Source organism: Butyrivibrio sp. WCE2006, assembly GCF_000701985.1.
Taxonomy (GTDB): domain Bacteria; phylum Bacillota; class Clostridia; order Lachnospirales; family Lachnospiraceae; genus Butyrivibrio.
On sequence record NZ_JNKH01000002.1, the window covers coordinates 1 to 24,987 of the forward strand.

General features: G+C 40.4%; 19 protein-coding genes. 15 read left to right on the forward strand and 4 right to left on the reverse strand.

Annotation, left to right across the window (positions count from 1 at the left end):
* On the reverse strand, nt 1-173 hold a 173-nt coding region (locus T501_RS21185; protein ID WP_044912974.1), incomplete at its 3' end, for a transposase.
* A 184-nt stretch (nt 174-357) separates the two neighbouring features.
* A complete protein-coding gene (locus T501_RS01975) occupies nt 358-1,122 on the reverse strand; it encodes a hypothetical protein (protein ID WP_044912975.1) in 765 nt (254 codons plus the stop codon).
* Between the two features lie 147 nt (nt 1,123-1,269).
* On the opposite strand from T501_RS01975, the gene T501_RS01980 reads away from it, so the two are divergent.
* From T501_RS01980 to pap, 3 genes are all read left to right on the forward strand, one after another.
* Nucleotides 1,270-2,643: a sodium-dependent transporter gene (locus T501_RS01980; RefSeq protein ID WP_044912976.1), complete on the forward strand. Its 1,374-nt coding sequence runs from the start codon at nt 1,270-1,272 to the stop codon at nt 2,641-2,643.
* Nucleotides 2,644-2,789: 146 nt separating this feature from the next.
* Nucleotides 2,790-4,184 carry a uracil-xanthine permease family protein gene (locus T501_RS01985; protein WP_044912977.1) on the forward strand — a complete coding sequence of 465 codons (1,395 nt, stop codon included), beginning with the start codon at nt 2,790-2,792 and terminating at the stop codon, nt 4,182-4,184.
* A gap of 110 nt (nt 4,185-4,294) precedes the next feature.
* On the forward strand, nt 4,295-5,770 hold the full coding sequence (gene pap / locus T501_RS01990) for a polyphosphate:AMP phosphotransferase (RefSeq protein ID WP_044912978.1): 1,476 nt from the start codon (nt 4,295-4,297) through the stop codon (nt 5,768-5,770).
* Nucleotides 5,771-5,856: 86 nt separating this feature from the next.
* On the opposite strand, the gene T501_RS19785 is transcribed toward pap, so the two are convergent.
* The gene (locus T501_RS19785; RefSeq protein WP_155994766.1) at nt 5,857-7,107 is read right to left on the reverse strand and encodes a helix-turn-helix domain-containing protein; all 1,251 of its coding nucleotides are present in this window, start codon (nt 7,105-7,107) and stop codon (nt 5,857-5,859) included.
* Nucleotides 7,108-7,433: 326 nt separating this feature from the next.
* On the opposite strand from T501_RS19785, the gene T501_RS02000 reads away from it, so the two are divergent.
* The 9 genes from T501_RS02000 (at nt 7,434) to T501_RS02040 (ending at nt 20,971) form a co-directional block, all read left to right on the forward strand.
* On the forward strand, nt 7,434-9,410 hold the full coding sequence (locus T501_RS02000; RefSeq protein WP_044912979.1) for an ABC transporter substrate-binding protein: 1,977 nt from the start codon (nt 7,434-7,436) through the stop codon (nt 9,408-9,410).
* Nucleotides 9,411-9,526: 116 nt separating this feature from the next.
* Nucleotides 9,527-10,531 carry an ABC transporter permease gene (locus T501_RS02005; RefSeq protein ID WP_044912980.1) on the forward strand — a complete coding sequence of 335 codons (1,005 nt, stop codon included), beginning with the start codon at nt 9,527-9,529 and terminating at the stop codon, nt 10,529-10,531.
* Nucleotides 10,532-10,545: 14 nt separating this feature from the next.
* Entirely contained in the window at nt 10,546-11,790 is a 1,245-nt protein-coding gene (locus T501_RS02010; RefSeq protein ID WP_026509816.1) for an ABC transporter permease, read from the forward strand.
* A gap of 113 nt (nt 11,791-11,903) precedes the next feature.
* Nucleotides 11,904-12,947, forward strand: coding sequence for an ABC transporter ATP-binding protein (locus T501_RS02015; RefSeq protein ID WP_026509817.1), 1,044 nt, complete (start codon nt 11,904-11,906; stop codon nt 12,945-12,947).
* Nucleotides 12,904-13,773, forward strand: a complete 870-nt coding sequence (locus T501_RS02020) for an ABC transporter ATP-binding protein (RefSeq protein ID WP_081843005.1) — start codon at nt 12,904-12,906, stop codon at nt 13,771-13,773. Before T501_RS02015 ends, T501_RS02020 begins: the two co-directional genes overlap by 44 nt.
* 272 nt (nt 13,774-14,045) lie before the next feature.
* Nucleotides 14,046-16,601, forward strand: a complete 2,556-nt coding sequence (locus T501_RS02025; protein WP_081843006.1) for a beta-mannosidase — start codon at nt 14,046-14,048, stop codon at nt 16,599-16,601.
* 315 nt (nt 16,602-16,916) lie between these two features.
* Complete coding sequence (locus T501_RS02030) at nt 16,917-17,903, forward strand: diaminopimelate dehydrogenase (RefSeq protein ID WP_044912985.1); 987 nt, start codon at nt 16,917-16,919, stop codon at nt 17,901-17,903.
* Between the two features lie 272 nt (nt 17,904-18,175).
* Complete coding sequence (locus tag T501_RS02035) at nt 18,176-19,165, forward strand: helix-turn-helix transcriptional regulator (RefSeq protein ID WP_044912986.1); 990 nt, start codon at nt 18,176-18,178, stop codon at nt 19,163-19,165.
* A gap of 147 nt (nt 19,166-19,312) precedes the next feature.
* Nucleotides 19,313-20,971 carry a SulP family inorganic anion transporter gene (locus T501_RS02040; RefSeq protein WP_026509821.1) on the forward strand — a complete coding sequence of 553 codons (1,659 nt, stop codon included), beginning with the start codon at nt 19,313-19,315 and terminating at the stop codon, nt 20,969-20,971.
* 108 nt (nt 20,972-21,079) lie between these two features.
* Here T501_RS02040 and T501_RS02045 read toward each other — a convergent pair whose 3' ends face one another.
* Entirely contained in the window at nt 21,080-21,940 is an 861-nt protein-coding gene (locus T501_RS02045; RefSeq protein ID WP_044912988.1) for a YitT family protein, read from the reverse strand.
* 97 nt (nt 21,941-22,037) lie between these two features.
* Between T501_RS02045 and T501_RS02050 the strand changes: the two genes are divergently transcribed.
* Genes T501_RS02050 through T501_RS02060 form a run of 3 tightly spaced genes read left to right on the forward strand, consistent with a single transcriptional unit; the run spans nt 22,038 to nt 24,789 of the window.
* Complete coding sequence (locus tag T501_RS02050; RefSeq protein ID WP_304412761.1) at nt 22,038-22,691, forward strand: sugar transferase; 654 nt, start codon at nt 22,038-22,040, stop codon at nt 22,689-22,691.
* A complete protein-coding gene (locus tag T501_RS02055) occupies nt 22,691-23,689 on the forward strand; it encodes an ATP-grasp domain-containing protein (protein WP_196814179.1) in 999 nt (332 codons plus the stop codon). The genes T501_RS02050 and T501_RS02055 overlap by 1 nt, the downstream gene beginning before the upstream one ends.
* Nucleotides 23,686-24,789 carry a glycosyltransferase family 4 protein gene (locus T501_RS02060; protein WP_044912990.1) on the forward strand — a complete coding sequence of 368 codons (1,104 nt, stop codon included), beginning with the start codon at nt 23,686-23,688 and terminating at the stop codon, nt 24,787-24,789. The genes T501_RS02055 and T501_RS02060 overlap by 4 nt, the downstream gene beginning before the upstream one ends.
* Nucleotides 24,790-24,987 lie beyond the last annotated feature (198 nt).

Below are 24,987 nucleotides of genomic sequence, written 5' to 3' on the forward strand. Positions count from 1 at the left end.
CGGCTTGAAGAATCATTGGTGTGAAATATGCTGTCAATCAGCTTGTCAAAGTGCAGTTTGCTGATGAATTCCTTTATTAGGAGAAGACCAGCATCGGAGGATAAATCACCTCCGTCAAAATTTAATTTAAAACGCTTATTGCTTTCTAAGGTTGTGTAATCTAAACTAGACATATGAAGCCTCTTTTTTGTTATGTTTTTGGATTCGACACCTAAAATTGTAACAGAATCGGGGCTTTATTAATACCCCTAAGGCTTCACTTATTGGGTGAAAGCAATATGCAGTTTAAATGCAGTAACTATGCGGCTTTGTAATTAAGCCGTGAATAATTCAGGTTAATTTTGATCAGTCTCAGCTCTAAAGTCCCTTGTACTGTACCGACAGGTATATGGAAAATCCTGCAAGACCGGCTGTTTCGGCCAGATGATAAATCACGGATGTCCAGACAATTCCTATGGCTTTTCCCATAAAAAGAACCGTCTGCATCTGAAAAAGACCAAAGGCAAGTATGAAAATTACAACTATTGTAATAGACATGAGTTTAAGGTAATTATCCTTTAGAAATATTCCCGTAGTGACGACACCAAGGACAAGGGAAGTCAGAATCTCCAGATACTTAAATCCGTGGGTCATATTATAAAGAAGAATAAGTATTTCCTGTGAATCCTGAGGATTTATTGATAGTGCACCTGTGAGAATGCTTATAAAACGTCTATACATAATAGACGTGAAAAGATAGAGCATCTCTGAACCAATGAAAATAACGCTCCAAAGCTGAAGGAGTTTACTTATTGATGATGCTGTGAGGGATGGAAGATTGTTCTTGAAGTATTCAAGCTGTAAAATTCGCATAGCTTCTCTGTCTTCCTTTGGGATAACTCTGATATCATGATTCATCTGATTCCATGCGTGATAAAAAATAATGGCAATGGAAAAAATTTTTACAATAGAGCCGATAAACTGGACTGACCAGTAGGCGTTATTTAGCATATCCGGACTCAGGTTTTGAGATTTGCGCATGAAAAATCTGAACAGAGCTATGAACAAAGTCACAAGAATCTTTATTACTGCAACCATCAGAATTGATTTTGAGAGATAATGACGTGTTTTGTTCAGATACATTTTTTATTCCCCCATAAATAATGATAGCGTAGAAAAGTATTTAAAATCAACTAAAATGTTCCTGCGTGATTATTGAAAGATAAAAATTAAAATCCATTTTTATATTTTTTTGATATAATGTAGTGAATTTATTTTTCGGAGGTTTATATTTTGGGACAAGATAATAGAAGTTCATTTTCAGGCAAGATAGGATATGTTCTTGCTGCTGCCGGAGCATCAGTAGGACTTGGTAATATATGGAGATTTCCATATCTTTGTGCAAAGTATGGTGGAGGAATTTTCCTTGTTGTATATATCCTTCTGGCGCTTACTTTTGGATACACAATGATCATAGCAGAGACAGCTATAGGACGTTTTACCAGAAAAAGTCCCGTTGGTGCGTTTTCTAAATTGGGTAACGATTCAATGGGTATGAAGATTGGTGGATGGATAAATGCTGTTATTCCCATCCTTATTGTTCCCTATTATTCGGTTATTGGAGGATGGGTATGTAAGTATTTATACGCATATCTGACCAGTCCTGTGAAAGATATAGCAGACGCTTCTTTCTTTACCGGATTTATCTCAGATGGCACCGCATCTGAATTTTGGTTTATAGTTTTCATGTTGATGGTGCTGGTTGTTATTTTTATGGGTGTGGAGAATGGTATTGAAAAAGTTTCAAGAATTATGATGCCCATTCTGGTTGTGCTGGCAATAATCATAAGCGTATATTCCGTGACACGCCCAGGTGCACTTGCAGGTGTGAAGTATATGCTGGTTCCGGATTTTCAACATTTTTCCTGGATGACAGTGGTTTCTGCCATGGGACAAATGTTCTACTCTTTATCTATTGCTATGGGTATTCTTATAACTTTCGGTTCTTATATAAAGAAGGAAGTAAGCATCGAAGCCGCTACAAGACAGGTTGAGTTTTTTGATACAGCGATAGCTATACTTGCAAGTCTTATGATTATTCCTGCAGTATTTGCTTTTTCCGGTGGAGATCCTGATACACTGCATGCAGGACCTTCTCTCATGTTTATAACTATGCCTCAGATTTTTGCCAGCATGGGATTTGGCAGAATCGTGGGAATTCTATTCTTTGCACTTGTCCTTTTTGCTGCATTGACCAGTGCGATAGCTCTTACAGAGAGTGCAGTTTCTACATTCGCTGATGAATTTAAATGGAGAAGAAGGAAGGGTACTGTGATAATGGCTGTAATAATGGTCATTTTGGGAAGCCTTTCATCTCTTGGAAACGGACCTTTGGAAAATGTAAAAATCATAGGTATGCAGTTCCTTGATTTCTTTGACTTTTTGACAAATTCAGTGATGATGCCGATAGCAGCTTTTGCAACATGCATCTTAGTTGTTTTCTACATGACTATCGATAAGGTTGAGGAAGAGGTAGTATATGGGAATCATCTTTTCAAAAGAAAAAAAGTATTTTCCTTTATGATTAAGTATCTGTGTCCTATATTTGTTGTTATAATCTTAATCAGCTCGATTGCATCAGTTCTTGGATTTATAACCTTCTGATGAATATGATGATAACTACATCATGAATATTAATATGGCTACAAATTTTTCTTTTAATAAGATAATGTGCGTGCTATAATCATTAGGGCTTCAAGGGCGATAACCCCTTGGAGCTTTTTTTATGTAATCATATAGGAGGAGAAGATATGGGAGAAAAAGGTAAAGTTATTTATGACGCATCTGTACTTGGCTGGCGCAAGATGGCTATTTTGGGTCTGCAGCACATGTTTGCAATGTTTGGTGCTACGATTCTGGTGCCGATACTTGTTAACAGCTATTTTCACGGAGAGGGACTTTCGGTTCAGGTAACCTTATTCTTTGCAGGTGTAGGTACGATTTTGTTCCACCTGTTTGCAAAACTTAAGGTGCCGGCTTTTCTGGGTTCTTCCTTTGCGTTTCTTGGAGGCTTTGCAACGGTTGCAGAGCTTAAGACAGGAATCTTTGCGGACATGACCTATGGGGAAAAGCTTCCCTATGCCTGTGGAGGAATTGTAGTGGCAGGCCTTTTGTACCTGGTTCTTTCATTGTTTATTAAGCTTGTAGGGGTGAGGAAGGTAATGCATTTCCTTCCGCCTGTGGTAACAGGTCCTATAATAATCTGTATAGGTTTATCCCTCGCACCGTCAGCTGTCAGCAATGCAGCTGTTAATCCGATTCTTGCGATCATAGCTCTTTCAATTGTTATCATCTTTAACATATGGGGTAAGGGAATGTGGAAGATCATTCCTATACTGATGGGTGTTGTTATCTCATATGTGGTAGCAGTTGTAATGCATCTTGCAGGAATGACAAATGTGGATGGAAGCGCAATTTTGGATTTTGCACCTATAGCTTCAGCAAGCTGGGTAGGTGTTCAGCCCTTCGTCATTGCCAAGTTTGATCTGACAGCAATACTTGTTATGGCGCCGATCGCTATGGCTACCATGATGGAACATGTTGGTGATATTTCAGCTATATCAGCTACTACAGGCAACAATTTCCTTGAGGATCCGGGACTTCACAGAACACTTTGGGGTGACGGCCTTGCCACAGCTCTTGCAGGAATGTTTGGCGGTCCTGCGAATACAACCTATGGTGAAAATACAGGAGTTCTTGAACTGTCCAAGGTTTATGATCCAAAGGTTGTAAGACTTGCAGCAGTTTATGCCATCATCATAAGCTTTATTCCCAAGATCACAGATGTGATAGGCACAATGCCAACAGCCATCATCGGAGGTATCAGCTTCGTGCTTTATGGAATGATCTCTGCTATCGGTGTAAGAAACGTGGTAGAGAATAAGGTTGACTTTACAAAGTCAAGAAATCTTATTGTGGCGGCAGTTATTCTGGTAACAGGACTTGGTTTTTCAGACGGATTTACATTTACAATCGGATCAACCTCAGTAACTCTCACATCATTAGCACTTGCTGCAATATTCGGAATTGTTCTTAATGCAATTCTTCCCGGAAATGATTATAGCTTTGGTGAGAACTATAAGGGAGACATCAATCGCGGAGTAAGCTTCAATAACAACGTCGAGGCAGAGGCAGACAATGCGTAAAACGGAATATTAAACTTTTCTAAACAGTATATAGGAGACACCGTGTGTGCTATCATTAGCATATACGGTGTTTTTTTGCAGGCAAAATTCTTATTATATAGGAGGGGCATATGCTTAAAGATTTTATTGTAACTGAGATACCTGAGGAAGAAGATTTGAAAGCAAAGCTGAAGGAAGAGCGCGGCAAGCTTTTTGCATCTCAGATGAAGATAAAAGAAGCCGGTCTTCCTGTAATGGTTATGTTTGAAGGGTGGAATGCTGCAGGTAAAGGTGCTGTGATCGGCAAGGTTATCAGGAATATTGACCCTCGATTTTTTAAAGTCGCTACTCTTGATCAGGAACCCAGTGAGGAAGAGAAAAGATATCCTTTCCTGTACAGATATATAAAAGAAATTCCTGAGGCGGGTAAATTCAGGTTTTTTGATACCTGCTGGATGGAAGAGATAATCGATGGTGTTTTGCAGGGCACCATAGATGAGGAGACCTATGTAAGCAGAGTAAGATCTGTAAATGTCATCGAGAGGCAATTGTGTGATAACGGATATCTTGTAATAAAGTTCTTTATGAATATTTCCAGGAAAGAACAAAAGAAGCGTCTGGATAGTCTTCTTAAGAATAAAAATACAAGCTGGCGCGTCACTGATGCTGATATAAAGCAGAACAGGCACTATGATGATATCCTGGAAGTATATGACAGATATTTAGGTGACACCAATCAGTCAAGAACACCCTGGTATATAATCGATGCTACAGACAGAAAATATGCTGAGCTTCAGGTTTTGCAATTCCTTAATCAGGGAATAGATGTAGCATTGAAAAATCACTCGCTTAATGTTCCTATATTACAGAATACATTCCCTATGGAGAAGGTACAAAAGCTTGCGGATATTCAGCTCAATGATAAATTCCTGACAGATGAGGAGTACAAGATAGAACTTAAGACTCTTCAAAAGGAACTTAAGGAACTTGGTAAAAAAGCATACAGAAAGAGAGTTCCTGTAATTATCGCTTATGAGGGATGGGATGCAGCTGGTAAGGGCGGAAATATCAAAAGGATAACAGCTGCCCTGGATCCAAGGGATTATGTGGTTGAACCGATTGCAGCCCCTGAGCCTCATGAAAAAGCAAGGCATTATCTGTGGAGATTTTGGACAAGACTTCCTAAAACCGGACATATCACAATATTTGACAGAACCTGGTATGGCAGGGTTATGGTTGAGCCTCTGGAAGGATTCTGCACAGAAAATGAATGGCAGAGAGCTTATAACGAGATAAATGAATTCGAGAAGGAACTGTATGACTGGGGCGCAGTTATAGTAAAGTTCTGGGTTCAGATTGATAAGGACACCCAGCTTGCGAGATTTACTGAAAGACAAAACACGCCGGAGAAGCAGTGGAAGATTACGGATGAAGACTGGCGAAACCGCGAAAAGTGGGATCAGTATGAGGCTGCAGTCAATGAGATGATTGCAAAGACCAGTACCATCTTTGCTCCATGGCATATTCTGGAATCTGTAGATAAGAAATATGCAAGAATCAAAGCTTTGAAGATAGTTATTGAGGAAATGAAGAAAGCACTAAAATGATCTGATTTGAAATACCCCCGAATCATTTTGATCTCGGGGGTAATTTTATATCAAAATAGTATCAATATTTATAGAAAGAAAATCGACTAATTACTTAATACTCTCCTTTGGGCTGCCCGCTCTCTGAATTCTTTTGGAGTCAGATCCGTCTTCTTTTTGAATATGCAGTTAAAGTAGCTCTGTGAACTGAAGTTGAGAAGAGTACTTATTTCCAGGTAGGATAGTTCTGTATTGGCTAAGAGGTGTTTGGCTTCGTTGACACGAAGATCCTGCATAAAATCAGTAATTGATGAGCCTGTTTCTTTATTAAACAGGGCAGAGAGATACTTGGCAGATATGTGAAGCTCCTTGGCGAGCTCATCCAGACAGACTTTGTCGGGGAGTCTTTCGATGATTCGCTGGATGCATTTGTTAGTCATAGGAGAATATGCTTCATTTGTGTATTTGTTCATATCATGAGAGTTGCGCGCAAATTCAATAGCGCATTTCTCTACGATTTTCGAAATGCTTTCAAAGCTTTTAGCGTTTAATAACTGTGCGGAATACTTATTATATCTTGTGTAGCATGATGCACTGTCATTGCCGCTGTCATGAGAAGCTATTCTTGCCAGTGTCAGAAGCTCGGCAGCTTTTATTCTGCAGCTTCCAACTGATGCCTTATTTGGAAATATGACAGAAATGGCATGCTCATCTTTAAATAAAGAATATAGCTGATAAGTATTACCGTTTGTTATATAGATCTGGAACAAATCTTCCAGTCTGCAGATTTCATCAATAATTGAAGCATCAAAAGAAGCCAGTTCAGATTCAGCAGCACTAATTTCATCATCTACTGAAGAATATTTATTTATGACTGTGCTGAGATTATCGGATTCAAAGGATGGAGGCGTAATTTCAATGACTTGCTTAAGAAAATTGGTAATCTCAAGTTTGAAGTCAGAAATTCCCATAACAGGTAAGGCTCTTGAGAGAATTCTTTTCTGCTCAGCAAAAAGATTCCCTGTAAATCCCAGCTCAGGCCAGATACTTTCAGTTGGGCTGACAGTCAGAACAGGACCTAATATCATCGTGTAATTAACGTGTTTGCCGACAGAATAGGTGAATTCGAAATACATGACATAGGGATTATCAAGATTAAGATGATAGCCTTCTATAGAATGCGCCAGTACGAAATTTCTTGCAAGCGGTCTTATGCATTCGAAGAGGTTCAGGATGGCAGCAGTAGAGAAATTTGTGTATGCAACATCAAAATTCTGGTCAAAAAACCAGATAGGAATTTTCTTCTCCTCGTAATAGCTCTCCAGTTTCCACTTTATAAGCGAAGTGTTTGTCTGCATAAAAAACTTACCCTGTCCCCTCAAAACTATCCTCTAAGCTCCCAAATTCATAAAAATTAAGTCATAAAACGACTAAGAAAATTTTACATTAAATTAGAAGAAAATACAATTTATTCGAGCAATATTTGTAATAGTGGCAACAATTCGTTGTAAATAATCACAATAGAGTCTAGATTATATAACGTTTAAGTGTAAAAAATGAACAAAAGTGGAAATTTTTTTATGGATGTGGAATTTTTGATATAAACGAATATGAACAAAATATTAAAATTCTATTATCAAAATGTGAGTGAGAACTCAAAACAAAAATGAAAGGGAGGTAAGTTATGAAGAAAAACTTACAGAAGGTTATGTCACTTCTGTGCGTATCCGCATTATCACTTTCCATGTTAGCTGGATGTGGCGGTGGATCAAACAGTGGCACAACAACAACAGAGACTCCTGCAGCAACAGAGGAGACTTCTACAGCAACTGAGGAAGCTCCTGCAGCAGAAGAAACAACTGAAGAAGCAGCAGCAGAAGAAGAAACAACTGAAGAAGCTACTGAGGAAGAAGCCGCTGAAGAGGAAACCGAAGAAGCCGCTGATGATACGGCTGCTGCAGACGGCGAGTCAACACCCAGAAACGAGACTCTGTATGAAGCAGGTCAGCAATGGGGAACAATCAATGACTGGAATCCTATGTCAGCTAACTCAAACAATGGTCTTGCACTTTCCGCAAATGATGTTGCACGTGAACTTGTATATGAGACATTGTTCATGTTCAATCCTCTTGATGGAAAGCTCTATCCTCTTCTTGGATCTGAGTACAGCTGGAATGATGACCAGACAGAACTTACTATAACACTTAATCCCGATGCTAAGTGGAGTGATGGTTCTGCATTTACTGCAGAGGATGTTGCTTACACATATGCTACTCATGTTAAGTATCAGTCTTCACAGGGTTCTGACTTCTCTACATATATTGATTCCGTAGAGGCTACCGATGATACAACAGTAGTTGTAAAGGCTAAGGTTGCAGACGGCAAAGCTGTTAACCCTCTTAAGGTTACATCAATCCTTAATACAATGTACATGCTGCAGAAAGCATATCTGCAGACTGTAGAAGAGAGAAACGGCGAGGATGCTGATAAGGTTAAACAGGATACAATGGAAGATCTTGTACATACAGGACCTTATGCTCCTTACATTTCTAACGATCAGAAGGCTGTTCTTCAGAGAGACGATAATTATTGGGGACAGGCAGCTTCCATGTGGGGCAAACTTCCCGTTCCGAAGTACATCGCTCATACAATTTATAAGGACAACGCAGCAGGACAGGTTGCTCTTTCACAGGGCGAAGTTGATGTTTGCCAGCAGTTCATCACAGATGTTCAGAATATGTGGTTAGAGGATGATCTTCCGATTTCTACATGGCTTGATGAAGCTCCTTATGGACAGTGCGAAGCTATTCCTTCAATGTTCTTTAACGTAGAGAGACCTGGTCTTGATCAGAAGGAAGTACGTCGTGCAATCGCTATGGCAGTTGACTATGAGCAGATCATTGCATCAGCTATGTCTGGTCAGTCACCTACATTTGATGAGTATCCCAGATCAGTAGTTGGACCTACAGATGGTGAGAGAAAGTATGTTGACTTTGATGCTATCGCAGATCTTCAGTGGAAGAACGCTGATGTTGACGGTGCAAATGCACTCCTCGATGAAGCTGGCATCAAGGATACAGATGGCGATGGAATCCGTGAGTATAACGGTGAGAACCTTTCTTTCAAGGCTGAGTGCCCTACAGGATGGTCAGACTGGAATGCATCAATGGAAATCGTTGCAGCAGCAGGCGAGAAGATTGGTATTGATATCCAGACATATTTCCCTGAAGCTTCTTCATTCTATGATGATATGACAACCTGCAACTTTGATATCTGCATGTGGTCAGCACCCGGCGCTGGTGTTATGAACCCTTACTCAAAGGGAATGTTCTACTTCTCAGAAGAGTATGCAAAGCTTGCTTCTAACTGGAGTGGTAACTTTGGTCACTACATGAACGATGATGCTGAAAAGATCCTCGAAGCTATTCCTACAGAGACTGATGAAGCAAAGCTTAAAGAGTACTATACAGAGCTTTCAAGAATCCTTCTTGATGAGTGCCCTGCAGTTGCTCTTATGTATCGTCCTCAGTTGTTCTACGCTGTAAACGAGTCTGTATGGACAAACTTCCCTGCAGCTGATGATGGAAGAAATATTCCTCCGACAGACTGCACAGATGGTTATGGTATTGCAGCTCTTTACGATCTTGAACTTGTTGAGTAATGATGAATTAAATATTGATTTTAGGTAAACTGGGGCTGCCGTTAGTGGCAAAAACGCTTACGGCAGCCTTTTTATACCAAAAAATGGCGTATGAATGCAGAAGGGAGGTCTTTTAATTGAAAGGGTATAAAAAATATTATGGTAAGAAATTGTTCTGGTATTTTCTTACACTTGTTTTTGCCGTAATCCTTAATTTTGTTCTCCCGCGCCTGATGCCCGGAAATCCTGTTTCCGCTATAGCATCTAAGGCAGTAAGCGGTATGACGGATTCAACGGCTATACAGAAGGTTTTAAATGATTATGCAAATAAGTTCGGTATTAACGAACCGATGTACAAACAATTCTTTATGTGGCTTGGAAATGCATTGAAAGGTGATTTTGGTGTTTCCTTCAGCCAGTATCCAAGACCTGTTTCCGATATAATAGCAAGCGCAGTATGGTGGACAATATGCCTCCAGCTTCCGGCAATTATAGTTGGATGGATCCTTGGTAACGTTCTTGGTGCGATTGCCGCTTATATCAAAGGTGCTTTTGATAAGGTAATCCTTCCTATTTTCTTATTTATTGGTAATATTCCTGCATTTGGAATGGCAACAGTTCTTCTTTATCTGTTTGCGATCAGACTTAAAATAGCTCCCTCATCAGGCGGCTATGGATATGATCTTATTCCAAATATGAGCTGGACATTTATTAAGTCGATTATCGCGCATTACCAGCTTCCTTTCTGGTCAATCGTTCTTATCACGATTGGTGGTCAGGCAATCGGTATGCGATCAATGTCAATATATGAATTAAATGCAGACTATGTTAAGTATTCAAGATTCCTTGGAATCAAGGATAAAAAGATCGTAGGATACGTGTTCAGAAATGCAATGCTTCCTCAGATAACAGGTCTTGCACTTTCACTTGGAACTATGATGGGTGGTGCTCTCGTGGCAGAGATGATTTTCTCATATCCGGGACTTGGCATGACACTTCTTTCAGCTGTAAACGGTCAGGATTATCCGCTGCTTTCAGCATGTACACTCATTATCACAATAATGGTACTTATAGCTAACCTTGCGGTAGAACTCCTATATGGTGTTATTGATCCTCGAGTTAAAGCTAACCAGATAGATTAAGGAGGGAATGAAAAATGAAAAATACAATAAAACAAATTTTCCATTCCGGAAAGTTTCTGTTTGGTTTTGTAATCTTTATGTTTATACTTCTCACAGTACTTATCTATCCTATTTTTGTGACGGCTGATCCGCTTCAGATGATAGGACAGGGTAACTTCTTCAAACCCGGTACTTACGTATCAGTTGAGGAATCAGCACTGGAGAAATCCTATAATCTGCAGATTCCAAAGCAGTTTTCAAAGCTTGAAATGGTTCTCGATATCGATACCAGAGCCAACATTCAGAATTTCCTTATAAAGCAGGCCGGTGTTGCAGAATCTGAGATTGACGTAACAGATGCAGAAGGTCTTGTAGCACTTTGGAAAGCAAATTATGATCCCAATACAAAGTATAAGGGACTTACAACAGCTAAGAGAAAAGCTCTTAAGAGACTTGATAATCAGATCACAGCAGCCATGAAGGACTCAGGTGTTATCGTAGCTGAAAAGGATGAAGAGGGTAATCTTAAGCAGAGCAAAATAATTAAAGATACAGATTATGTAAATATTAAAGATGTAACAACAAAGACATTCATTCTTGGAACTGATAACTTTGGACGTGATGTACTTACAGAGCTGGTTGCAGCTACAAAATCATCCTTAAAGATTGGTCTTCTAGCAGGACTTATTGCAACAGCCATCGGACTTTTGCTTGGACTTCTTGCAGGATATATGGGCGGACTTGCTGATAACATCATTATTTTCATAACAAACCTGTTTACAGTAATTCCTTCCTTCGTAATCCTGATTCTTATATCCTACTCCGTAGGTGATAAGGCGAGAGGTATAGTGATGGTAGGTGTTATCATCGGACTTACTTCATGGCCCTGGACCACAAGATCTGTAAGATCTCAGGTTATTTCTCTTAGAAACAGAGACCATGTTAACTTATCAAAATTGTCAGGACACAGCATGTTCAGAATTATCTTTACCGATATTCTTCCTTACATTGCTTCCTATGTTGTTATGGCTATGATTCTTCAGATTTCATCAGGAATCCTTGCAGAAGCACAGCTTTCAATGATAGGACTTGGACCTGCAACAACAAAGACTGCTACTTTGGGACTTATGATGCAGTGGGCTATGCAGTACTCTGCACACCTTAACGGTTCATGGTGGGCATACTTCCCTGTAGTAATTCTTATAGCACTGATTTCATTCTCACTAAACCTTATGAACACAGGAATGGATCAGGTATTCAACCCGCAGCTCCGTGATTGATGCTAAGACGTAATTATAGGATTCCGAACGTTTTTTTCTTATTATCGTTCGGAAAGTCATGGAAAACAGATCATTTTCATTTGATCTAAGAACAGTAAAGGAAAAGGTTAAGTATGGGAAAAGTAATGCTTGAGGTAAGAGACCTCAAAACAAAATATATAACCAGATTCCATGAGGACGTGTATGCGGTTGATGGTGTTTCTCTTAAGGTAGAAGAAGGAAAATCACTTGGGATAGCCGGAGAATCCGGATGCGGTAAATCAACACTTGCACTTTCACTTATGGGTTACTATTTTGCTCCCCTTCATTATATAAGTGGAGATATTATAGTAGACGGCCAGACAATTTCAAATATGAAGCCTGATGATGTTCGTAGAAAGATTCTTGGTAACGAGATTGCTTACATCCCTCAGGCAGCCATGAATGCGCTGAATCCTACTCAGAAGATCATTCGTTTTGTTGAGGACGTTATTCACGCTCATGGAATCAAGATGACGAAAAAAGAAATTTACGATATGGCAAGAGAGCGTTTTGCAGAGCTTGGTCTTCCGGAGGATGTACTTGAAAAGCATGCTGTAGAGCTTTCAGGTGGTATGAAACAACGTACAGTTATTGCCATTTCCACAATTCTTTCACCTAAAGTACTGATTGCGGATGAGCCCTCATCAGCTCTTGATGTTACATCACAGAAGATGGTTATCAGAATGATGAGACAGCTTATGGAAAAAGGCTTCATTAAGTCCATGATTTTTATTACACATGAGCTTCCGCTTTTGTACAATGTAACTGATGATATCGCAGTAATGTATGCCGGACAGTTTGTAGAACTCGGAACAGCAAAACAGATGGTATTTGATCCGATTCATCCTTATGCAAAGGGGCTTATGGGATCCATCATCGTTCCTGAGGAAGGTATGAAAGCCCATAATCTGACAGCACTTCCGGGAACACCTCCGAACTTAAAGAATCCGCCTAAGGGATGCAGATTTGCACCCAGATGTAAATATGCAGTACCTACATGTACTGCTATGGCACCTGATGTAAAGGAATTTGAGAACGGCAGATGCTACCGCTGCCTGATGTCAGTAAGAAAACTTAGGGAGGTATATGCTAATGGCAACGAATCAAAACCAGAGCCAGAAACAGAATTCGACTAATGCAAATAAGCCTGCACCGAAGCCTTGCCTCTCAGGACGAGGATTAACAAAAGTATTTGGTATTGGTAAAACACAAAAAGTAGCTGTTGATCATGTAGATTTTGATTTCAATGAGGGTGAGATCGTTTCTATAGTTGGTGAGTCAGGAAGCGGAAAGACAACTCTTTCAAAGATGCTCCTTGGACTTATCAGTACAACGGAAGGAACAATAGATTATCAGGGAAAGCCCCGTGATATCAGCACAAATGCGAAGAAGAAAGAGTATTGGAAAAATATTCAGCCCATCTTCCAGGATCCTTTTTCATCCTATAACATCTTCTACAAGATTGATGCGGTACTTGATGACTGTCTTAACATGAGAGGTTTCAAGAACCTTCCTGAAGAGCAGAAGATACAGATGAAGACAGAGGCCTGCAGCTTCGTTAACCTTAAGTATGCAGAGCTTACCAACAAATATCCTTTCGAGCTTTCCGGCGGACAGATGCAGAGACTTATGATAGCCCGCATTTTCCTCTTAAAGCCGAAGATCCTTATGGCCGATGAGCCTACATCTATGATCGATGCCTGCTCAAGAGCAACAATTCTTGATATGCTCTTAAAGCTTCGTGATGAGATCAACATGACGATCATTTTCATCACTCATGACATCGGACTTGCTTATTATATTTCCGATAAGGTTTACATCATGGAGCATGGTAAATTTGTTGAATCCGGATCTGCCGAGGATGTTATTCTCAATCCTCAGGCTGCATATACAAAGAGACTTATCAGTGATGTTCCCAAGATCTATGAAAAGTGGGATCTTGATACGGTTGTAGGTTCCTGAAACGGAGAAAATCAGTAAAATAATATTAGAATTGTTTTTAATGAAATGGTACCATTTTTGCACAATAAAGTGGTACCATTTATATTTGAACAGAGTATTTTGCGAGGTGTTTCCAGCTTAATGGAGATTGTTTGGCAAAGCATTTTTGAAGATACAATTAGGTATAGCTACGAGGAGGAACCATCATGACGAAGTCATGATTCGGAATGGTTCCGACCGATAGGGCAGGATTACGAAGTAATCGTGCCAATACACAACGAGGAGAAATGTTTATGAAGAGTACGATTTTTTTAGACAAGAATTGGAAAATGCACAAGGCAGGGGATACAAAGATGATAAACGCAGTTGTCCCCGGCACCGTCTATACTGACCTTTTAAGAGAAGGTGAGATGGAGGATCCTTTCTGGAAGGATAATGAGGACAAGGCGCTCAAGCTTATGGATGATGACTATGAATATGTCTGCAATTTTAAAAAGCCTGCAGAAGCAGATTCATCGGACAATGTAATTCTTCATTTTGATGGTCTTGATACGCTCACGGATATTTATTTAAACGGAAAAAAACTGGGCAGTACCTATAATATGCACAGAATCTGGGAGTTTGATATAAAGGAAGAGCTTGAGGATGAGAACGAGCTCAGGGTTTATTTCAATTCACCCACAAGATATATAAAAGATGCATATGAAAAAGCTCCCACAAAAGGAAGCGAAGATGCGATGCAGGGCTTTGTTCATCTTAGAAAGGCTCATTGCATGTTCGGATGGGACTGGGGGGCACATCTTCCGGATGCAGGAATATACAGACCTGTATCACTTATCTGCTTTAACAAGGCAAGAATTGATTCTGTTTTGATAAGACAGAATCATGAGAATGTTAAGATTGATAAGGACGGAAAAGAGAGCGGAACTGTAGGACTTGATTTTGAATTTGAGATCATCGACGTAGCTGAAGAATACTCATGCTCCTGCGAGGATAAGGATGATTTTGAATTAAATGTTGATATTAAGATTACAGCTCCTGACGGAAGCGTTACTGAATATAAGGATGAGATTCCTGATGAAATCACAATCGAGAATCCGCAGCTTTGGTGGCCAAATGGTTATGGAAAGCAGCCTCTTTACAATGTTCAGGTGACTTTAAAGGATGAGAGTGGCAATGCTCTTGATGTATGGGAGAGGAAAATAGGCCTTCGTACCTGTACAGTGAGCACAAAGAAGGATGAATGGGGCAATGAATTCTGCTTCGTGGTAAACGGTGTTAAGGTATTTGCCATGGGTGCGGATTATATCCCTGAAGATCATCTTCTTGGAAGAGTTAATCCTGAGGTTACAAGAAAGCTTCTTGATAAAGCAGTATTTGCAAATTACAACTCCATCAGAGTATGGGGCGGCGGATATTATCCTGATGACTGGTTCTTTGATATCTGCGATGAGTACGGAATACTTGTCTGGGAAGACTTTATGTTCGCCTGCGGTGTTTATGATCTGACACCTGATTTTGAGGACAATATTACAGCTGAATTCGAGGATAATTTAAAGAGAATAAGGCATCATGCATCTTTGGGACTCATGTGCGGAAATAATGAGATGGAGATGTTTGTAAATTACGGTCTGTGGGTTTCAAAGCCCTCAGAAAAGCGCGATTATACAATAATGTTTGAATACCTTATTCCTAATATGATGAAGGAATTTGCTCCTGATGTGTACTACTGGCCGGCATCTCCTTCTTCAGGCGGATGCTTTGATGAACCAAACGATGAAAATCGCGGGGATGTTCATTACTGGGCAGTATGGCACGAAAATCAGCCATTCTCTGAATACAGGAAATATTATTTCAGATTCCTGTCAGAGTTTGGATTCCAGTCCTTCCCTGCGGAGAAGACTGTAGAGTCCTTCACTGATGATCCTGCAGATAAGAATGTATTTTCATATATTATGGAAAGGCATCAGAGGAATGGTGCTGCCAACGGCAAGATACTTAATTATATGCAGCAGACATACCTTTATCCCAATGATTTTTCCACAGTCATCTATGCTTCACAGATGCTCCAGGCAGATGCCATCCGCTACGGCGTAGAGCATTTCAGAAGAAACAGAGGGAGATGTATGGGTGCCGTGGTATGGCAGCTTAATGACTGCTGGCCTGTTGCATCCTGGTCAAGTATAGACTATCAGGGAAGACTTAAAGCACTGCACTATGCTGAAAAGAGATTCTTTGCTCCGATAATGGTTTCCTGTCAGGAAGAGGGTGAGATGACCTGCGGAGTTCCTCTTAACTGGCTGCCGAGAGAAGTTAAGCAGGAAGCAATTTTCAATGTGGCAAATGAGACCAGAAGTGATATTACCGCTAAGGTAACATGGGCTTTAAGAGATGCTTCCGGAAAAGTATTAAGGGAAGGTATTGCTGAGTTTGATAGCGAAAGAGAGGGAGGAAATCCCGGATCTGCAGGTGCTGATAAGAACATACTCGTTCCTGCCCTTTCAAGTACATGGACTAAGAAGGTTGATTTTGCCGATGCTGACAGATTCTCGCAGTATGTGAGCTACGAAGCAGAGATTGATGGAAAAGTTGTTTCATCAGGAACAGTCATATTCACAATGCCGAAGTACTTCAAGTTCCAGAATCCGAATCTGTCCGCAACTGTTCATGATGGCAAGATTACTGTTAAGGCTGATGCTTATGCCCGCGGCGTGGAAATCTTAAATGAAAATGAGGATCTTATCCTGTCTGACAATTACTTTGATATGAATGCAGGAGAAGTTACTGTGGACGTGATTTCAGGCGATACATCAAAGCTCAGACTAAGAAGCGTATATGATATAAGATAAAAATTCCCAGGTTTCTGGAAAAAGAGATTCTGGTATCAAAAATAATAGGCCTTCTGCTACTTTGGGTAATGTAAAAGCAACGATGAAGCATTGGACTGACCTATGGGATTCTCCGTAGGCAGTTCCTCCCCTTGGGTCAAATTGCAGAAGGCTTATATTATGGAAAAAATCTGTATTCTTAAATTTAAAAATAATTTAGCGAATTAAATCGTTAAAATTTGTTGTAGATTTTTACATACTAATGAGCGTATAATGCGCTTTATAAGAGTTCGAATTGCATTGGCTTATTAGCCATAGGCAACAAAAGGAGGAAAAATGAGTACTAGAATCGGTATATTAGGCTATGGAAATCTTGGTAAAGGCGTTGAACTTGCAGTAAAGGCAGCTCCTGATATGGAGCTCGTAGCTGTTTTCACAAGAAGAGATCCTTCATCATTATCAATAAAGACCCAGGGCGTTCCTGTTGTTTCTGTAAATGATGTTGAAGACTGGAAGGACAAGATTGATGTTATGATTCTCTGCGGCGGTAGTGCTACAGATCTTCCTGTTCAGACACCTCAGTACGCAAAGCTGTTTAATGTAGTAGATAGTTTTGATACACACGCAAGAATTCCGGAGCATTTTGCAAATGTTGATGCATCTGCAAAGGAAGCAGGAAAAGTTGCAGTTATTTCCTGTGGTTGGGATCCCGGAATGTTCTCTCTTGCAAGAGTTTACTCAAATGCGATCCTTCCCGATGGAAATGATTATACATTCTGGGGCAAGGGCGTTTCTCAGGGCCACTCAGATGCGATCAGACGTATCGAGGGCGTAAAGAATGCAAAGCAGTATACAATCCCTGTTGAGAGCGCACTTGAAGCAGTAAGAAGTGGCAAGAATCCTGAGCTTACAACCCGTGACAAGCACACAAGAGAGTGCTTCGTTGTTCTTGAGGATGGCGCAGATGCAGCAAAGGTAGAAAAGGAAATCAAGGAGATGCCCAACTACTTTGCTGATTATGATACAACTGTACATTTCATCAGCGAAGAGGAGCTTCTTAAGAACCACAGCGGAATGGCTCACGGCGGATTTGTATTCAGAACAGGTAAGACAGGTGCAGATAAAGAGCACAACCATGTTATTGAGTATAGCTTAAAGCTTGATTCCAATCCGGAATTCACAACAAGCGTACTTGTTGCAGCAGCAAGAGCAGCACTTCGCATGAACAAGGAAGGTCAGACAGGCTGCAGAACCATGCTTGACATCCCTCCGGCATATCTTTCAGATAAGAGCGGTGAGGAATTAAGAGCACACCTTTTATAATCTCACATATTGGTCAGACTTTTGAGTTATGGGATTATGTGGAAAACTGTCAGTATGGGACAGCACATGATTTATTACTGCAGATAGTTTAAATTATCAGGCGCCATCGGATTTATACCGGTGGCGCTAGGCATATTTTGCCAAATGATAATTATTGCTTAAAATCATTTAAAAGTTTACTATATAAAGAGAATTGATTATAAGAGCCGGCTATATCAGTATCCGGCCGGTCCGGGTCAGATATAAGTCAGCGTTTATAGGGGAGGTCTGCAATGCCTAAAGGGACAAATCAGAAGCTTAAACTGTACTATCTTTCGAAAATCCTGCTTGAGGAGACTGACGATGATCATGGTCTTACCATGCCGGAAATTCTGAAGGAATTGGAAAAATACGGGGTTAGTGCTGACAGAAAAAGCATTTACACTGATATAGATGCCCTGAATGATATCGGGCTTGATGTGGTAGGTGAAAAAACAGGGAAAAATTTTTGCTATCATATCGGAAGCAGAAGATTTGAACTGGCTGAATTAAAGCTTCTGGTGGATGCCATACAGTCCTTTAAGTTTATAACCGAGAAAAAATCCAATGCTTTGATAAAAAAACTGACTACTCTTGCAAGTAATTATGAAGCTATTCAGCTTGAGCGACAGCTTTCCGTGAGTGGACGCATAAAAACCATGAACGAGAGCATCTATTATACTGTCGATGAGATTCACAACGCTATTTCACAAAACAGAAAGATAAAATTTAATTACATGACCTGGAATACAGACAAAAAACTTGTTCCAAGAAAAAAAGAGGCTTATGTAATAAGTCCCTGGCGTCTTACCTGGAATGATGAAAATTATTATCTCATCGCTTATGACTCTGATGCTGGAATTATTAAGCACTACCGCGTAGATAAGATGAATAAAATAGAAATTCTGGATGATAAGAGAGAGGGAAAAGAGCATTTTAAGGCCTTTGATCTGGCTGAATACACCAACAGGGCTTTTGGTATGTTTGGCGGTGAAGCCACGAATGTGACTTTGACAATAAAGGATGAGATGATCGGAGTTCTTCTGGACAGGTTCGGAAAAGAAATAATGATAAAACCTGCCAAAAAGAAGGGGTGGTCTGATGTGAGAGTTGAGGTTGCTGTCAGTGAGCAGTTCTTTGGGTGGTTGTTTGGTCTTGGGCCATCCATAAAAATATCTGCTCCCGCCTCTGTGGTAAAAGCGTACAAGGAAGAGCTCAATAATCTTTTGGATTTATACAAATAATAAATTTTTATAACAAAAAAATTGTGATATAATTTTGTCTGTTTTAAGTAATCATCCGGTGAAGTAGTGTACTGATATATTCTTTATGATTTGATGAAGATGAACATGCAGGCACATGATCCGGGCATTTATGGGAGATTTTAGATTATGAAAAAGGACAAAATTAAGCCGATGCTTTTCTCTGTGATAAAGCAGTATTCGGCGAAGCAATTCACTACTGATGTGATTTCCGGTATTATTGTTGCAATCATTGCACTTCCGCTATCGATTGCTCTGGCGCTGGCTTCCGGTGTTGGACCTGAGGAAGGTCTTTATACGGCAATCGTGGCAGGATTCATCATTTCATTCCTGGGTGGCAGCAGAGTTCAGATAGCCGGTCCTACGGCAGCATTTGCTACAATTGTAGCAGGCATTGTGGCTAAGGACGGAATGGAAGGCCTGATGATGGCAACCATAATAGCCGGAATTCTTCTTATAGTAATGGGTCTTTTAAGACTCGGAACTCTTATCAAGTTTATTCCCTATACAATCACAACAGGCTTTACTGCAGGTATTGCAGTTACTATTCTTGTGGGACAGATAAAGGACTTCCTGGGACTTACATATCCCAAGGGAACAGTGACTATCGAAACTACTGAGAAAGTAGAAGCCATTATCAACAATATATCTACCTTAAATTATCAGGCACTAATTGTTGGTCTTGTGTGCCTTGCAGTGCTTATTATATGGCCTAAGTTTTTCGAGAAGATTCCTGCATCACTTATTGCGGTAATCGTAGGTATCCTGATGGTCAAGGGACTTGGTCTTAAGGTTAATACCATAGGAGATCTTTATACAATAAACGGTGGACTTCCTAAATTCCACGCTCCGGTATTCAGCTGGAAGCTTATAAGAGGATCTTTTTCAAATGGCTTTACTATTGCAATACTTGCTGCGATAGAATCACTTCTTTCAGCAGTTGTTGCAGATGGAATGATCGGTTCACATCACAGATCCAATATGGAGCTTATAGCACAGGGCTGTGGTAACATCGGTTCTGTTTTATTCGGTGGTATTCCTGCAACAGGTGCTATCGCAAGAACAGCTGCAAATATCAAGAATGGTGGTAGAACACCTATCGCCGGTATTGTTCATTCTATAGTACTTTTGTTGGTACTGGTGGTTCTGATGCCCTATGCGGCTCTTATACCGATGCCTACAATTGCAGCAATCCTGTTCCAGGTTGCCTACAATATGTGCCAGTGGAGACCCTTTACACATCTGTGTAAGACAGCTCCCAAGAGTGACATAATCGTACTTGTTACAACTTTTGTTCTTACAGTTGTATTTGATCTTGTTGTTGCTATTGAAGTTGGAATGGTTCTCGCATGTCTACTTTTCATGAAGAGAATGAGCGAGGAGTCTTCAGTTCGAAGCTGGACTTATGTAGATCCTGATGACACAGATGTGACTAAAGAGGATCCGGACAGCATTGATCTCAGAGTAGTACCTAAGCATGTCCGTGTATATGAGATATCAGGACCTATGTTCTTTGGTGATGCTGATGCTCTGGCAAACATAACCACCAAGGAATTTACAAAGAGCCTTGTAATAAGAATGAGAAGCGTACCAGCCCTCGATGCAACAGCTATGAGATCTTTGGAGATGCTCTATGAGGACTGCAAGAAGAAAGGTGTTCGCCTCATATTCTCACATGTTAACGAGCAGCCCATGAGAACCATGGAAAAGGATGGATTTGTGGACAAGGTCGGCCGTGAGAACTTTGCGGCACATATTGATGAAGCTCTTGAACTTGCATCCAAATAAATAATGAATAAAAAATCCCACACCGCATGTGACATGGTGTGGGATTTTTGCATAGCTAAAGCATTTATGAGTGTTACCTGACAATAATCATTTTAAGTACTATATGGATCAGTCTCTGGGCTTTAAGTAGAAGTTACCCTGAACCCTGTCGGTTCTGATGGAGTTTATGAAAGCGCCATCGTCAACTTCCTTAATAGCAGGGATCAGTTTCCTTATATCGGAGGCACTGACTACGGAGTAAACAACCATCTTGTTGTTGTGCTCAAAGGAACCTTCGCCGTGCATGAGGGTAGCTCCGTGGTTACTGATTCTGTAGATGATCTCACATACTTCTGCAGGCTTGTCGGTGATAATGAACAGTGTCTGCTGCTGATAGGTTCTGTACATAATATGAAGAACCTGTGTGGATACATACTGGAAGATGATTGAATATAAAGCTTTGTCCCAACCAAAGAGTATACCTGCAACAGTAAGGATGATGCAGTTGCCGGCAAGGATTATCGGGAAGGCGTCGATACCCTTTCTCTGTGAAAGGAATATGGAGATAAAATCAGTACCACCGCTTGTAGCATCAACCTTAAGGCAGATTGAAAGTGAAACACCTGCGATGATACCGCCAAATACGGATATCAAAAGCGGATCGTGGGTTATGACATGGCTGGGAATAAGGTCAACAAAAAAGCCGTTGAATACAACCATTATCATGGAATATAAAGTGAATTTTTTACCGATATAACGAAAACCAATATAGATGGGAATTATATTCAGTATGATGTTAATGGGCGTATAGGGGATTCTAATGTCGAAAAACTTAAGGGCAATACGCTGGATGATGATGGTAAGGCCCTGAGCTCCCCCGGGATAAAGACCTCCTGCGTTAACGAAGGTCTGGATATTTAATGCCATCAAAAAAGCAGCTAAAAGTACTACTACAAGCCTGATGCTGCCTCTTCTTAAATCTAACTTCATTTTATTAAAACTCCCTGCAAAACGATTATTTGAAATAAAACTTCTATAGGTTATAATACAATATTGGAATAATAATTGGCAATTATGGATGATAAAAATGAATAATAAAAAAAGAAGGCAGGGAATCTATGCCCTGTGCATAAAAAGAATAATAGATATAATCCTTTCACTTACGGTACTGATATGCTTTAGCTGGCTTTATCTTATACTTGCGATACTGGTCAGGGTTAAGCTGGGGAGTCCTGTGATATTCAGGCAGCCCCGTCCGGGAAAGGATGAGAAGGTGTTTAACCTGTATAAATTCAGATCCATGACAGATAAAAAGGACGAGAACGGCAATCTCTTACCTGATGAAGACAGGCTTCCTGAGTTCGGGAAAAAACTTCGCGCCACAAGTCTTGATGAGCTTCCTGAGTTTATAAACATACTTAAGGGTGATATGAGCTTTGTGGGACCAAGACCGCTTCTTGTAAAATATCTTCCTTTATATAATTCAGAGCAGAAGAGACGCCACGAGGTTCGTCCGGGACTTACCGGATGGGCTCAGGTGAACGGAAGGAATCTTCTTAGCTGGGAGGACAGGTTTGAGAAGGACGTATACTATGTTGATCACATGTCCTTTCTGATGGATTTAAAAATAGTATTTATGACTGTTGCTGTTGTCTTTAAGCATGATGATGTAAACAGCAAAACAGATGCTACTATGGAGGCCTTTACAGGCACTCCTGAAAAGAACGAGGTGAACCAATAATGAATATTTTATTTACCAGCGTGGGAAGACGCTGCGAATTACTTAAGGATTTCAGACAGACACTGGGTGATAAGATTAAGATAGTAGTTACGGATAACAGTCCCTATGCGCCTGCGCCTGCCTTTGCAGATGTGGTATACAGAGTTCCGCTTATAAATGATATAAGATATGTTCCTACCATACTTGAGATATGTAAAAAGGAAGAGATAGATGCCATAACCACACTTATCGATCCTGAAATATCCATACTTGCTGAGCATAGAGCTGAATTTGATGCCATAGGAGTAGAGGTTCTTGCACCTTATAAGGAGACAGCTGATCTGTGCTTTGATAAATATGAGATGTTTAAATATCTGACAGAGAAAGGAATTCCTACGGTTCTGACCTTTGGATCATTCTCTGATTTTAAGAAAAGCTACGACAGAAAAGAGATAGATTTCCCTGTATTTGTAAAGCCCAGAACAGGCAGTGGAAGTGTCGGAGCCAGAAAGGTTGAGAGCCTTGAACTTTTAGAGGAGCTCACTGCCAGAAATCCTGAACTTATAATCCAGCAGTTCATGGATGGTAAGGATATGGATGCAGATGTTTATGTTGATACCTTCACACATGAACCTGTGGCTATTTTTTCCAAGAAGAAGATCTCAACCACCATCGGAGGAGCTAATAAGACGATATCCTTCAAGGATGAGGCTCTTTTTGACTTTGTTAAAAATGCCATGAAAGTATTTAAGTTCAATGGTCCTCTTGATATGGATCTGTTCTATAAGGACGGGCAGTATTATCTTTCCGAGATTAATCCCCGCTTTGGCGGAGCATATCTTCATGCCTATGGAGCGGGAGTTGATTTCCCTGCACTGATATATAAGAACGTAGTAGAGAAGAAGGCAAACGAGCCTGTTATCGGAGAGTATGAAGAAGATATCTGCATGCTCATGTACGACAGTGTGGTGATTGAGAAGCTTTCTGAGCTTGAAGGCAGAATGAAGGAAATGCAATGAAAATACTGATACTGTCAAATTATGCCAATGGGCTGTGGCTTTTTCGAAAGGAACTTTTAAAATCCTTCTTAGATGCAGGACATGAGGTCCTTATCTCAGTGCCGCCTGATGAAAACTGTTATAAGCTAGAGGAATACTGTACAAGGCTTATAGAGACTCCGCTTGAGAGGCATGGTAGTAATCCTTTAAAGGACCTTGCACTCTTGATCGGATACAGGGATATGATAAGGAGAGAAAAACCCGGGGCAGTTCTTACTTATACAATAAAGCCTAATATATATGGCGGTATGGCATGTAAGCTTACCGGTACTCCATATATAACCAACATTACCGGTCTTGGAACAGCCATTGAGAATGGCGGAGTCATGAGCAAGGTTCTGATAGGGCTTTACAGAGGAGCCACAAAGGGAGCAAGAAAAGTCTTTTTTCAAAATGAGAGAAACAGACACTTCATGCAGGAAAGAGGAGTTGCTCTTAAGAACAGCGGACTTCTTCCCGGTTCCGGAGTTAATCTGACAGACCATCCTTTTCACGAATATCCCGATGAGTCGGAAGGAATCCACTTCCTTGCGGTTATTAGGATGATGAAGGATAAGGGTATAGAGGAATACCTGGAAGCTGCTGAAAAAATCAGCTCCGAGTATGAGAATGTATGCTTTGATCTGGTGGGAGAGTTCGAGGAGGATGAGAGAGACATCTATGAACCCCGCATAAAAGCCCTTGAGGATAAAGGAATCCTTCATTACTTTGGACATCTTGATTCTGTCGAGCCGGTGATGGCAAAGAGCCACATAATAGTTCATCCTTCCTACCATGAGGGAATGTCAAATGTGCTTCTTGAAGCTGCAGCCTGCGGACGACCGATTTTATGCACCAACATTCATGGCTGTATAGAAGCTCTTGACGGAGAAAAAAGCGGCTTTACCTTTGATGTAAAAAGTGCTGACTCTCTGGTAAATGCCATGAGAAGAATCCTTTCTCTGGGAGAAGAGGACCGCAAGAGGATGGGAATCGCCGGCAGATCATATATAGAGAAGAACTTCGACAGGCAGCTTGTTATTGATGCCTATAAGAAGGAACTTAACGGTATATGCTCCTAAGTTGACATACATAGTATAATAGGTTGTGAAGGCTAAAAATCTAGACAGGCCTGATTACTGCCTGTAGAGTAAGTCTTTATAAAGTTTTAAAGAAATGAAGTGTTGCTGTGAGCACTTTAAGGTGCGAAAAGTAACGACGAAGAAATTCGTATCATCAGTGAGTGGAGATTTTTTCTCCCTTAAATCACTATATAATAG